The sequence below is a fragment of the Pseudomonas sp. FP1740 genome (assembly GCF_030687165.1).
In the GTDB taxonomy this organism is placed as follows: domain Bacteria; phylum Pseudomonadota; class Gammaproteobacteria; order Pseudomonadales; family Pseudomonadaceae; genus Aquipseudomonas.
Window position 1 is genome coordinate 2,437,710 of sequence record NZ_CP117461.1, and the last position, 12,761, is coordinate 2,450,470.

11 protein-coding genes and 4 tRNA genes are annotated in these 12,761 nt (G+C 59.2%); 13 read left to right on the top strand and 2 right to left on the bottom strand.

Features of this window, described 5'->3' with window-relative positions; translation table 11 throughout:
• Positions 1-30: 30 nt before the first annotated feature.
• The 9 genes from purF (at position 31) to PSH69_RS11040 (ending at position 8,442) form a co-directional block, all read left to right on the top strand.
• Positions 31-1,536 carry an amidophosphoribosyltransferase gene (gene purF / locus PSH69_RS11000; protein WP_018928088.1) on the top strand — a complete coding sequence of 502 codons (1,506 nt, stop codon included), beginning with the start codon at positions 31-33 and terminating at the stop codon, positions 1,534-1,536.
• 67 nt (positions 1,537-1,603) lie between these two features.
• Complete coding sequence (locus PSH69_RS11005; protein ID WP_018928087.1) at positions 1,604-2,815, top strand: O-succinylhomoserine sulfhydrylase; 1,212 nt, start codon at positions 1,604-1,606, stop codon at positions 2,813-2,815.
• Positions 2,812-3,588 (top strand): SDR family oxidoreductase, encoded by a 777-nt coding sequence (locus PSH69_RS11010; RefSeq protein WP_008007225.1) that lies wholly within the window; start codon positions 2,812-2,814, stop codon positions 3,586-3,588. Before PSH69_RS11005 ends, PSH69_RS11010 begins: the two co-directional genes overlap by 4 nt.
• A gap of 268 nt (positions 3,589-3,856) precedes the next feature.
• Positions 3,857-3,932, top strand: a tRNA-Val gene (locus tag PSH69_RS11015).
• 54 nt (positions 3,933-3,986) lie between these two features.
• A tRNA-Asp gene (locus PSH69_RS11020) sits at positions 3,987-4,063 on the top strand.
• Between the two features lie 105 nt (positions 4,064-4,168).
• Positions 4,169-4,245: transfer RNA gene (locus PSH69_RS11025), tRNA-Asp, on the top strand.
• Between the two features lie 249 nt (positions 4,246-4,494).
• Complete coding sequence (locus PSH69_RS11030; RefSeq protein ID WP_105349080.1) at positions 4,495-5,004, top strand: sigma-70 family RNA polymerase sigma factor; 510 nt, start codon at positions 4,495-4,497, stop codon at positions 5,002-5,004.
• Positions 5,001-5,951: a FecR domain-containing protein gene (locus tag PSH69_RS11035; protein WP_026331918.1), complete on the top strand. Its 951-nt coding sequence runs from the start codon at positions 5,001-5,003 to the stop codon at positions 5,949-5,951. Before PSH69_RS11030 ends, PSH69_RS11035 begins: the two co-directional genes overlap by 4 nt.
• Before the next feature lie 67 nt (positions 5,952-6,018).
• Positions 6,019-8,442 carry a TonB-dependent receptor gene (locus PSH69_RS11040; RefSeq protein WP_305411999.1) on the top strand — a complete coding sequence of 808 codons (2,424 nt, stop codon included), beginning with the start codon at positions 6,019-6,021 and terminating at the stop codon, positions 8,440-8,442.
• A gap of 73 nt (positions 8,443-8,515) precedes the next feature.
• Here PSH69_RS11040 and PSH69_RS11045 read toward each other — a convergent pair whose 3' ends face one another.
• Positions 8,516-9,799, bottom strand: a complete 1,284-nt coding sequence (locus PSH69_RS11045; protein ID WP_305412000.1) for an FAD-binding oxidoreductase — start codon at positions 9,797-9,799, stop codon at positions 8,516-8,518.
• A 183-nt stretch (positions 9,800-9,982) separates the two neighbouring features.
• On the opposite strand from PSH69_RS11045, the gene PSH69_RS11050 reads away from it, so the two are divergent.
• From PSH69_RS11050 to PSH69_RS11065, 4 genes are all read left to right on the top strand, one after another.
• Positions 9,983-10,059: transfer RNA gene (locus tag PSH69_RS11050), tRNA-Val, on the top strand.
• Between the two features lie 202 nt (positions 10,060-10,261).
• The gene (locus PSH69_RS11055) at positions 10,262-10,729 is read left to right on the top strand and encodes an anti-virulence regulator CigR family protein (RefSeq protein ID WP_305412001.1); all 468 of its coding nucleotides are present in this window, start codon (positions 10,262-10,264) and stop codon (positions 10,727-10,729) included.
• A gap of 178 nt (positions 10,730-10,907) precedes the next feature.
• Entirely contained in the window at positions 10,908-11,516 is a 609-nt protein-coding gene (locus tag PSH69_RS11060) for a hypothetical protein (protein WP_305412003.1), read from the top strand.
• A gap of 171 nt (positions 11,517-11,687) precedes the next feature.
• Positions 11,688-12,143 (top strand): DUF2214 family protein, encoded by a 456-nt coding sequence (locus tag PSH69_RS11065; RefSeq protein WP_305412004.1) that lies wholly within the window; start codon positions 11,688-11,690, stop codon positions 12,141-12,143.
• A 193-nt stretch (positions 12,144-12,336) separates the two neighbouring features.
• Here the strand turns inward: PSH69_RS11065 and csrA are convergent, their stop codons facing one another.
• Positions 12,337-12,531 (bottom strand): carbon storage regulator CsrA, encoded by a 195-nt coding sequence (gene csrA / locus PSH69_RS11070; RefSeq protein ID WP_007938114.1) that lies wholly within the window; start codon positions 12,529-12,531, stop codon positions 12,337-12,339.
• Between the last annotated feature and the right edge of the window lie 230 nt (positions 12,532-12,761).

A 12,761-nucleotide genomic window follows, 5' to 3' on the forward strand; every position in this document is an offset into this window, starting at 1 on the left:
TTCAGATCCATTAAGTAGGGGTTGCGTCGCATGTGTGGCATCGTCGGTATCGTCGGTAAGTCGAACGTCAATCAGGCGCTGTATGACGCGCTAACCGTCCTCCAGCACCGCGGCCAGGACGCTGCCGGTATCGTGACCAGCCACGATGGCCGGTTATTCCTGCGCAAGGACAATGGCCTGGTGCGTGACGTGTTCCATCAGCGTCACATGCAGCGCCTGGTCGGCCACATGGGCATTGGCCATGTGCGTTATCCGACCGCGGGCAGCTCGACCTCGGCCGAAGCTCAACCGTTTTACGTCAACTCGCCGTACGGCATCACCCTGGCGCACAACGGTAACCTGACCAACGTTGAACAATTGGCCAAGGAGATTTACGAATCTGACCTGCGCCACGTCAACACCAACTCCGATTCGGAAGTGCTGCTCAACGTGTTCGCACACGAGCTGGCCCAGCGTGGCAAGTTGCAGCCGACTGAAGAAGACGTGTTCGCGGCCGTCACCGACGTGCACAACCGTTGCGTCGGTGGTTACGCGGTCGTGGCGATGGTGACCGGTTACGGCATCGTCGGTTTCCGCGATCCACACGGTATCCGCCCGATCGTTTTCGGTCAGCGTCACACCGACGAAGGCGTCGAGTACATGATCGCCTCCGAAAGCGTCTCCCTGGACGTGCTCGGTTTCACCCTGATTCGCGACCTGGCTCCGGGTGAAGCGGTCTACATCACTGAAGACGGCAAGCTGCACACCCGTCAGTGCGCGACCAACCCGTCGCTGACTCCATGCATCTTCGAACACGTCTACCTGGCGCGTCCGGACTCGATCATCGACGGCGTCTCGGTTTACAAAGCCCGCCTGCGCATGGGTGAGAAGCTCGCCGAGAAAATCCTGCGCGAGCGTCCGGACCACGACATCGACGTGGTCATCCCGATTCCGGACACCAGCCGCACCGCGGCCCTGGAGCTGGCGAACCACTTGGGCGTCAAGTTCCGCGAAGGCTTCGTGAAGAACCGCTACATCGGTCGGACCTTCATCATGCCGGGTCAGGCTGCGCGGAAAAAATCCGTACGCCAGAAGCTCAACGCCATCGAACTGGAATTCCGCGGCAAGAACGTGATGCTGGTGGACGACTCCATCGTTCGTGGCACCACCTGCAAGCAGATCATCCAGATGGCTCGCGAAGCCGGCGCCAAGAACGTCTATTTCTGTTCGGCGGCACCAGCCGTGCGTTACCCGAACGTCTACGGCATCGACATGCCGAGCGCTCACGAGCTGATCGCCCACAACCGTTCGACTCAGGACGTGGCCGACCTGATCGGTGCTGACTGGTTGATCTATCAGGATCTGCCTGACTTGATCGAAGCGGTCGGTGGCGGCAAGATCAAGATCGACAAGTTCGATTGCGCGGTGTTCGATGGCCATTACGTCACCGGCGACGTCGACGAGGCTTACCTGAACAAGATCGAGCAGGCACGTAACGATGCCTCCAAGGTCAAGACCCAGGCAGTCAGTGCGATCATTGATCTGTACAACAACTGAGTAACTACCGGCCCTGAGGGGCCGGTTTTGTATCTACTAAATAAAGAGCAAGGCAAGGAGTGACAGCATGAGTCAGGATTGGGATGCCGGTCGGCTGGACAGCGACCTCGAAGGCGTAGCGTTCGATACCCTGGCCGTACGCGCCGGTCAGCACCGCACGCCGGAAGGCGAACACGGTGATCCGATGTTCTTCACTTCCAGCTACGTATTCCGTACCGCCGCCGACGCGGCTGCGCGTTTTGCCGGTGAAGTGCCGGGTAACGTTTACTCGCGCTACACCAACCCGACCGTGCGCGCGTTCGAAGAGCGCATTGCCGCGCTGGAAAGCGCCGAGCAAGCCGTGGCTACGGCGACTGGCATGGCCGCGATCATGGCGGTGGTGATGAGTCTGTGCAGTGCCGGCGATCACGTGCTGGTGTCGCGCAGCGTGTTCGGTTCGACCATCAGTCTGTTCGAGAAATACTTCAAGCGCTTTGGCATCGAAGTCGATTACGTAGCGCTGGCGGACTTGTCCGGCTGGGATGCGGCGATCAAGGCCAACACCAAACTGCTCTTTGTAGAATCGCCGTCCAACCCGCTGGCCGAGCTGGTGGATATCACCGCGCTGTCGGAAATCGCTCACGCCAAGGGCGCGATGCTGGTGGTCGACAACTGCTTCTGCACGCCTGCACTGCAGCAGCCACTGAAGCTGGGCGCGGACATTGTCGTGCATTCGGCGACCAAGTTCATCGACGGCCAGGGTCGTTGCATGGGCGGTGTCGTGGCGGGTCGCAGCGAGCAGATGAAAGAAGTCGTCGGTTTCCTGCGCACTGCCGGGCCGACCCTGAGTCCGTTCAATGCCTGGATTTTCCTCAAGGGTCTGGAAACGCTGAGCCTGCGCATGAAGGCGCATTGCGCCAATGCCCAGCAACTGGCTGAGTGGCTGGAGCAGCAGGACGGCATCGAGAAAGTCCATTACGCCGGCCTCAAGAGCCATCCGCAGCACGAACTGGCCCAGCGTCAGCAGAAGGGTTTCGGTGCGGTCGTGAGCTTCGAGGTCAAAGGCGGCAAAGAGGGCGCCTGGCGCTTTATCGATGCGACTCGCCTGATCTCCATCACCGCCAACCTGGGCGACAGCAAAACCACCATCACGCACCCGAGCACCACCTCTCACGGCCGTCTGGCGCCGCAAGAGCGTGAAGCTGCGGGGATCCGTGACAGCCTGATTCGCATTGCGGTCGGTCTGGAAGACGTGGCAGACCTGCAAGCCGATCTGGCGCGCGGGTTGGCTGCCTTGTGATCGAGTTGTCGACGCCGACCACGGGGACCCATGGCCGCGTCGCGCTGGTCACCGGTGCCGCGCGCGGCATTGGTCTGGGCATTGCGGCTTGGCTGATCAGCGAAGGCTGGCAGGTGGTGCTGACCGATCTGGATCGCGAGCGTGGTTCGAAAGTGGCGAAGGTGCTCGGCGAAAACGCCTGGTTCATCGCCATGGACGTCGCGAATGAAGCGCAGGTGGCGCTGGGTGTGGCCGAGGTGCTGGGGCAGTTCGGGCGTCTGGATGCATTGGTGTGCAATGCGGCGGTGGCCGATCCGCACAACATCACCCTGGAAAGCCTCGACCTGGCCTACTGGAACCGGGTGCTGGCGGTGAACCTCAGTGGGCCAATGCTGCTGGCCAAGCACTGTGCACCGTATTTGCGCGCTCACAGCGGCGCCATCGTCAACCTGGCCTCGACCCGCGCCGCGCAGTCAGAACCCGACACAGAGGCTTATGCGGCGAGCAAGGGCGGTCTGTTGGCCCTGACTCACGCCCTGGCCATCAGTTTGGGGCCAGAGATTCGTGTCAATGCGGTTAGTCCCGGCTGGATCGATGCACGGGATCCAGCGGCACGGCGCGCCGAACCGCTGACTGACGCTGATCATGCGCAGCATCCGGCGGGCAGGGTAGGGACCGTCGAAGACGTGGCGGCAATGGTGGCCTGGTTGCTGTCGAAGAACGCTGGTTTCGTCACGGGCCAGGAGTTTGTGGTCGATGGTGGCATGACCAAGAAGATGATTTACAGCGAGTAACGGGGCAGGTGCGCTGCCCCGGCATTGATGTTGAATGTGTTGCCATCATCGTCGGCTCGCCGCCTAGAGTCGGGTCGCTCCCACATTAGAAAACCTGTTGTCTGAAGAAGCGCGGTCCACTGTGGGGGCGAACCTGCTCGCGAAAGCGGTCTGACGGTTGTCGACCTCGTCCGGAATGACACGATTTTGTCTTTTTTAGAAAAACTTCAAGCGGGGTATTGACTTAGCTTCGGCACCTGCGTAAATTTCGCGGCCTCAGAGATGCAAAGGGTGATTAGCTCAGCTGGGAGAGCGTCTGCCTTACAAGCAGAATGTCGGCGGTTCGATCCCGTCATCACCCACCAACTCTTGAGACTCTTGTGTAAGCAAGAGGGAAGCTGAAAAGCCTCCACCGACGCGCAGCGGTAGTTCAGTCGGTTAGAATACCGGCCTGTCACGCCGGGGGTCGCGGGTTCGAGTCCCGTCCGCTGCGCCATATTTTCCGAATCAGGTTTACCCTGGTTCGAGATTGAAAAGCGAGATCGAAAAGTCTCGAAGTTTCAATCAGACGAGTTACTTGAGCGTCAACTCAAAGCGATACGCAGCGGTAGTTCAGTCGGTTAGAATACCGGCCTGTCACGCCGGGGGTCGCGGGTTCGAGTCCCGTCCGCTGCGCCATATCTGCCTCAAGGCCCACTGAACGCCTTGGAGCTACGAAGAAGGCCGTTGGCAATCTTCGAGTCGATAGCAAAGACCCTGGTCGAAAGACCGGGGTTTTTTGTGTCTGCGATTTGGCTTTTTCTTCTTTCGCGCCTTCCCGACATTAGCTTTCTGCACGCCCGATGCACAAAGAACTTGGTTCACGGCATCGATATTAATTAGAATCACTCTCATTTACGATGACTCCTTGGCGCAGGGCTTCTTGAGATGAGTGATGCAGCGATGCCGAAGGAGCAAACCCTCCACGACCTGTACCGCGATCACCGTGGCTGGCTTGAAGGCTGGTTGAGGCGGCGCATGGGCAACGCGTTCGACGCGGCGGACCTCAGTCAAGATACGTTCCTGCGCTTGCTTGCCAGCTCTCAACGGATTTCCGACCTGCAGGAGCCCCGCGCCTATCTGCTGACTGTGGGCAAACGACTGCTGAGCAACTTCTATCAGCGTCGTAGCCTTGAGCAAGCCTATTTGAATGCCCTGGCCTCGCTGCCTGAAGGCAGTGTGCCGTCACCCGAGCAGCGCTGGCTGCTGCTGGAAACCCTGCAAACCCTGGACGAATTGCTCGACGGACTGCCGACGGCGGTGCGACGGGCGTTTCTCTGGAGTCAGCTGGAAGGCTTGAATTATCAGCAAATCGCCGAGCGCCTGCGGGTGTCGGAACGCACGATCAAGCGCTACATGGCGCAAGCCTACGAGCATTGCCTGTTGGTGGAGATGTGAGTAGTCCGTCGCCCTCGGTGGAGGCTCGCCAGATAGTGCGCGCCGCCGCGCAGTGGCTCGCCTTGCTGGAGTCCGGCAGTGCGAATGAGCAGGATCACGCCGGCCTGCAACGGTGGCGTGACAGTTGCGCCAGTCACGAGCAGGCCTGGCAGAAAGCTCAAGCCTTGCGTCAGCGTTTTGCCGATCTGCCTTCGGCGTTGGCGCTGCAAAGTCTGGATCGCCCTGAGCCGGGTAGGCGCGTGGTGCTCAAGCGCGCATTGGGTGCAGTGGTGTTGGTGCCGGCGGCATGGCTGATCAGCCGGCAATTACCGCTGGAGGTCTGGCGGGCCGACTTGCATACGTCCACTGGGGAGCGCAAGCAGGTGCAGCTTGCCGATGGCAGCTTCCTGCAGCTCAACACAGCTAGCGCCGTTGATGTGGATGTGCAGGGGCGGCGCTTGAAGTTGGTAGAGGGTGAAATATCACTGAAGGTGCCTGACGCCTCGCCATTGACGATCCAGACACGATTTGGGCAAGTCATAGTCAGTCAAAGCGAGGTCTGTGTGCGGCAGGATGCACTCGGATGCCGAGTGTCGGTATACAGCGGCTTCCTGCAATTGCAGCCGTTGCAGGGGCCAGTCTTGTCATTGCGCGGTGGTCAGCAGGTTGACCTTCAAGCGGGCGGTGCCGGGTCGACAACTGCATTCGATGTGCTCGCGCCGGGCTGGCGCGAAGGCGTGCTGATGGCAAAAAATCGGCCGCTGGGGGATTTCCTGCGTGAGCTTAGCAGTTATCGACCGGGTGTCCTGCGCTGGGAGCCTGCGCTCGAGGCGCTGCGCGTCACCGGTAGTTTCCGTCTGGACGACACCGATCGCGTGCTGACGCTGCTCGCGGCCAGTCTGCCACTGGAGGTGCATTCGCGTACGCGTTACTGGGTGACGTTGCTGCCGCGTAAAAATAGTGTGTGAAGCCTGTCCCCTTTTTTCGACTCGCTTGTCATTCAAGGCAACTGAGCGAATCAAGAGAGCTTCTTCAATGCCCACAGTAATGCCTTGCTGTCCGCGTCCGGCTGCTTCCGGTCTGCGTCCGTTGTTGCACCTGAGCCTGTTGCTGAGCCTGAGTGCCAGTCCGTTGTTCATCACTTCCAGTTGGGCCGAAGACGCCACCCGGCGCAGTTATCAAGTGCCTGCCGGGAGCCTGAGCGATGCGCTGACCAGGTTTGCCGGGCTGGCCGGGGTCAACCTCTCGGTGGACCCGGCGTTGGTAGGGGGGCGCAGCAGCGCCGGCTTATCCGGTGAATATGCGGTCGAGGAGGGCTTTACCCGACTGTTGCAGGGTTCCGGTCTGCAACTGCAGCCAGTGGGCGAACAAGCGTACATCCTGACTCCGGCGCCAGAAGGCAGCAGCCTGCAACTGGCTCCCACCTCGATTCTCGGTGCCACCGACTCGGCTGGCGGCGATCCGTATGCCGGCGGCCAGGTTGCGCGCCATGGTTCGCAAGGCTTGCTGGGCTCAAAAGACTTTATGGAAACGCCATTCAGCATGACCTCCTACACCAGCGAGGTGGTCAAAAACCAGCAGGCTCGTACCTTGGGCGACCTAATCGCCAACGATCCTTCGGTTCGCGCCACCAACCCGGCGGGTGGGCGTTATGAGCAGTTCACCATTCGCGGGCTTAGTCTGTTCAACAGCGATGTCGCCTACAACGGTCTATACGGTGTCTTGCCGACCTATACGGTCGACATGGAGATGGCCGACCGCGTCGACATCCTCAAAGGCCCGAGCCAGCTTATCAACGGCATCTCGCCGCGAGGCGCCGTGGGTGGCGGGATCAACGTGGTGCCCAAGCGCGCGACCGACAAACCCATCACTTCTCTCACCGGTAGCTACGCTTCCGACAGTCAGGTGGGAGGCGCCGTGGATGTCGGCCGGCGTTTTGGTGAAGACAACAAGTTCGGTATTCGTTTCAACGGCGTGAAGCAGTCCGGCGACACCGAATGGGACCATCAGAGTGTCGACCGCGAGATGGCCGTGCTGGGCCTGGATTTTCGCGGTGAGCGCCTGCGACTGTCGACGGATATCGGACGCACCGAGCGCGATACCGACGCGCCGCAGGAGCGCGTGCAGGTCGGCGCCAACGCCCAGGTTCCGCATGCCAGCGATGTCCGCCGCAACTATGCGCAGCCTTGGAGCAAGGCGAGTACCAACGACACTTTCGGCGCGGTGAACGGTGAATTCGATGTCAGCGATTCCGTCATGCTGTACGGCGGTGTGGGCGCGCGTAAAAGCAACCATGACTTTCTCCGACATGCCGTTGCGGTCACCAACAACGCAGGTGATTTCAGCGTTCAGCCACGTGATTTCACCCGCGACGAAAATGTCCGGACGGCCACGGCAGGGGTGCGCAATTGGTTTCATACTGGTCCGGTGAGCCATGAAGTTAACTTGGCCGCCAGTTATTTCTACATGGACTTCGAAAATGGCGGTGCCCGTTATGCCGCCGCCCGCAGCAACCTCTACGAACCGGTGGAAACACCAACACCTGTCAGGCCCACTCGATTCGATTCGAAGGTCTACACCGAGAACCGCTTCAGCGGCGTGGCGTTGTCCGACACACTGGGTTTCTTCGATGATCGGCTACTGCTGACCCTCGGCGCTCGCTGGCAGCGCGTGAAGGTTGATGACTGGACGGATAACGTCAAAGGCGACACAGCCTACGACGAGGAAAAGGTTTCGCCGTCGGGCGGCATCCTGTTCAAGGCGACCGACAAATTGTCGCTGTATGCCAACTACATGGAGGGCTTGAGCCAAGGCAAGATCGCGCCGTCGACTTCGGTGAATGAAGACGAGATATTTCCGCCGTTCATCAGCCGGCAGGTCGAGGTCGGCGCCAAGTATGACGCGGGTGCGTTCGCCGTGACCGCTGCGGTGTTCCGGATCAAGCAGCCGGCCTATGAGACCAACGCCACGACGCGAGTCTTCGGCCCGAACGGCAAGCGTCAAAACGACGGTGTGGAACTGAGTGTGTTCGGTGAGCCACTCAAGGGTTTCCGCCTGCTTGGTGGTGTCATGTACATCGACAGCGAGTTGACCAATACCACCAATGGCACCTTTGACGGCAACCGGGCGCCTGCGACGCCGAAATACAACGTCAACCTGGGCGCCGAGTGGGACGTGCCGACCGTACAGGGCCTGATCCTGACCAGCCGTGGTATCTATTCCAGTTCACAGTATCTGGACCAGTCCAACGACAAGGAAATCGACTCTTGGGAGCGTTTCGACGTGGGCGCACGTTACGCGTTCAAGATCGACGAGAAGAACATCACCCTGCGTGCCAATGTCGAGAACGTGGCGGACAAGCGCTACTGGAGCTCGGCTGGGGCTTCGGATGACAGTGAGCCGGGCTTGACGCTCTCGACCCCACGAACCTATCTCGTTTCGGCGACGGTCGACTTCTGAATCAGGGTTTGACTTCCCCCGGCGGATACAAAAAAGGGGCTGCGTTCAGCGGCCCCTTTTTCACCTCTATCGGTCAGTATCCGAGCTTGTCCCGCAATCCGTAATACCAGGCGCCCAACGCAGCGAACGGTGTGCGCAGCAATTGCCCGCCAGGGAACGGATAGTGGGGCAGGTCGGCGAAGGCGTCGAAGCGTTCAGCCTGTCCGCGCAATGCTTCAGCCAGTACCTTGCCCGCCAGGTGCGTATACGTCACGCCGTGGCCACTGCAACCCTGGGAGTAGTAGATGTTGTCGCCCAGTCGCCCGACCTGAGGAAGACGCGACAGGGTCAGCAGGAAATTGCCGGTCCAGGCGTAATCGATCTTCACGTCCTTGAGTTGCGGGAAGGCCTTGAGCATCTTCGGTCGAATGATCGCCTCGATGTTCGCCGGGTCCCGCGCGCCATACACCACGCCGCCACCAAATATCAGGCGTTTGTCGGCGCTCAGGCGGTAGTAGTCGAGCAGGTAGTTACAGTCTTCGACGCAGTAGTCCTGAGGCAGCAGGCGCTTGGCCAATTCATCGCCCAAGGGTTCGGTGGTGATCACTTGAGTCCCGCAGGGCATCGACTTGGCCGCCAGCTCCGGCACCAGATTACCGATGTACGCGTTGCCGGCGACGATGATGAATTTGGCCCTGATCTTGCCCTGAGGCGTATGCACCACCGGGTTGGCACTGCGCTCGATGCGCACTGCCGGCGATTGCTCGTAAATGGTGCCGCCCAACGACTCCACGGCTGCTGCTTCGCCCAAGGCAAGATTGAGTGGATGAATATGCCCACCGCTCATGTCGAGCATGCCGCCGACATATTGATCGCAAGCCACTACCTCGCGGATGCGACGCTGATCCAACAGCTCAAGCTGCGTGTGACCGAAACGCTCCCACAGGCGCTTCTGAGACTCCAGATGGCCCATTTGCTTGTCGGTAATGGCGGCGAACACACCGCCATCCTTCAGGTCGCACTGGATATTATATTTGGCCACTCGCTCACGAATGATCCGCCCACCTTCGAACGCCATCTGCCCCAGCAACTGAGCTTGTTTGGGGCCGACGCTGCGCTCGATCACATCGATATCACGGCTGTAGCTGTTAACGATCTGGCCACCGTTGCGTCCCGACGCACCGAAACCGACCTTGGCGGCTTCCAGCACCGTAACCTTGAAACCGTTTTCCAGCAGGAACAGGGCAGAGGACAGGCCGGTGTAACCGGCGCCGATTACACAGACATCAGTCTCTACATCATCCTGCAAGGCCGGGCGCGCTGGCGCCGCATTGGCCGACGCGGCGTAATAGGACTCTGGGTAGGGAGTGTTCGCCATCCTGCAGCCTCTGTTTAATATATTTTACGAGTGCATTGATCCTACCCGAGTTAAAAATCGACCGCCAGCCACCGGAAAATCTTCTTTGCCACAGCGAAATTAAATATTTTGCATATTCATAGGGTTAGGTGAAAAAAAGGTGTTGACACCCCTCCGGAATTCCGTAGAATGCCGCCTCACAGCAGGCACGTAGCTCAGTTGGTTAGAGCACCACCTTGACATGGTGGGGGTCGTTGGTTCGAGTCCAATCGCGCCTACCAAACAAAATCCGCTCTGCTGGGCGGTCTGGAAGGGCTCACCGAAAGGTGGGCCCTTTTTTGTTGTCTGCGATTTACCTGGCTTTTGCAAAATCCTCAAAAACGCCAACTCGGCGCCTCACTTCCAGTAAACACTGTTGCTGAACTAATACCGCCATAGCCGTCTACATTCTTCAGGGGACATCCCCTTTCGGAGAGAACGGATATGTTTAGATCTCGCTCGTTGATCGCCGCTATGACGTGTCTTGCCTTGGTGTCTGGTTCAGTGACTGCATTGGCCGACCCGGGAAACGGGAAAGGCCAGGGAGGTGGCAAGGGAAATCCACAATACAACCAGGACCATGGCAACTCCGGTCATGGCAACAAGGGGAAAGGTTCAGGGGGGGGCGATTGGAGTCATGGCCCGAGCATCAACCACGGTAGCGTCCTTGGTATCGTGGGTGGTTATCGCGACTACTGGAGCCCCGGGCCCGCCTTGCCACCCGGTATTCAGAAAAACCTCGCGCGCGGTAAACCTCTGCCGCCGGGGATCGCCAAAAAACTCGATGGCCGGCTGCTCGGCCAGCTTCCCCACTACGATGGCTATGAGTGGCAGCAGGCTGGTACTGACTTGATATTGGTGGCTATCGCTACCGGGATCATCTACGAGGTGCTCAATGGCGCATTCGATTGATGTGAGGGCGATAAATTTCAATTGCGCCCTTGCCGCATAACGACCAGCAACATCACGGGAAGCAGTGTGCCGGTTCGATCACTGCACATTGCTTGCCCGCTGGTCGCCGGCCTTTGAACTGTGTGGGAGGGAGACGGTCAATTATTCCGTGCAATATCAACCTCCACGGAACCTCACCATGCTATTAAAAAACAAGAGTTTTGTTGCCGTCATGTCCTGCGTGATGATGCTTGCAGCCGCCCCGTTATTGCCCGCTGAACTGTCCATCATGAGCTCCGCCTACGCGAAGGATGGTGGCAATGGAGGTGGTGGCGGCGGTGGTAACGGTGGTGGCAATGGCGGCGGTAACGGCGGTGGTCATGGTGGCAACGGCGGTTCCGGCCATTCCGGCGGCGTCAGTAGCAATGGCCGTGGCGCAGGCTTGAGTGGCACCCATGTCGGCCGTGGCGCAGGCTTGAGTAACGACCACGTCGGCCGTGGCGCAGGCTTGAGTAGCGACCACGTCGGCCGTGGCGCAGGCTTGAGTAGCGACCACGTTGGCCGTGGTGCAGGCTTGAGTAGCGATCACGCGGGCAAAGCCGTCCGGGATCATGGCCTCAAAGGCAACCACTATGGCAGCGAACGTAACAGTGATCGCGGCCATGGCGCAGTCACTTCGGGCATTGCGCATTCCAGGGACACGCGAGGAGTTGCCAAGGCTTCTGCCATTTCGGCCACTACGCCTGGCGATCACAACACGAAAGGGTTGAGCAACGCTCGCACTTCGATTTCAAAACGACTGGATTAAGTCCAGCACTCTCAAAAACCGGGTATCCATCAGGAACCCGGTTTTTTTTCGCCTGCAATTTGCCCGATGGCGAGGTGCGGGAGATCAGCCCAGCTACAGGCGTGAGCAAATCCCACACGATGGACTACTACTGTAAGGCTGATTCAACTTTGTCCTGATGGGAGTATGTCGATGCTGGCTCACTGGTTTCTGGCGGCGGTTCACCTCTTGGCCTTTGGTCTGGGTTTTTGGGCTGTACTGACCCGCGGTACGGCGTTACGTCGTCTGAGTGCCGGGGCAGGGGACGCTCGCCGTGTTTTGATTGCAGATAATCTATGGGGGATCTCTGCAGTCACTCTCCTGATCACGGGTGGGATGCGAGCCTTTGGCGGGTACGAAAAAGGCACTGATTACTATCTTCACCAACCCCTGTTTCATCTCAAGATGACGCTCTTCGTGTTCATCCTGTTGCTTGAGATTGCACCGATGGTGACGCTGATCAAATGGCGGATTGCGCTGGGGCGCGGCGCGGCTATCGATACCGGGCGCGCAACGCTGTTTGCCCGTATCAGTCATATCGAGGCGCTGTTGCTGGTGCTGATGGTCGTGGCGGCCACGGGCATGGCGCGTGGTGTGACGTTTGGCTAACCGGGCAGGGGAGCGCTCTTTCTCGCTGCAAATGCGAAACGTCTGACAGTCATGGCAGGAGCCAGGGCAGTAGTATCGGCTCCGTGTTGCGATGGCATCGCAAAGAGAGACGGAGCGTAGAACGATGCGGCACTTGAATCTTAGCCAGCCGTTACTCGAGGCAGGATGGGCTGGCTACTGACTGCAGCAGGATTCAGGGCGTTTGCGGCTTGTCCGGGGCGGTCAGGCCAGCCTGGATGCGTTGATAAATTTCTTCGCGATGCACCGCAACGTCTTTCGGGGCGTTGATGCCGATCCTGACTTGCTGGCCGCTAACGCCCAGAATGGTGATCGTAATGTCATCACCGATGTTTATGCTTTCACCGACTTTGCGGGTGAGTATCAGCATGGTTTTCTCCTTGATTGCTTTGTAGGGCACCTGATTCGGACAGTGCAGAGGTCGGTATTAGATATAGATTAGTGCGAAGTTTCACGGTTTGGGTGCCTCTTTCTGACGCGCAGATGCTGCATTAATTCCCAAGGTGTAACTATACAGAGGCCGCCACCATCATTCTCGTTGTTTTGAGCCCATTTTGCGGCACTCGGGATGGATCCATGGATGTTAAAATCGCCGCTTTA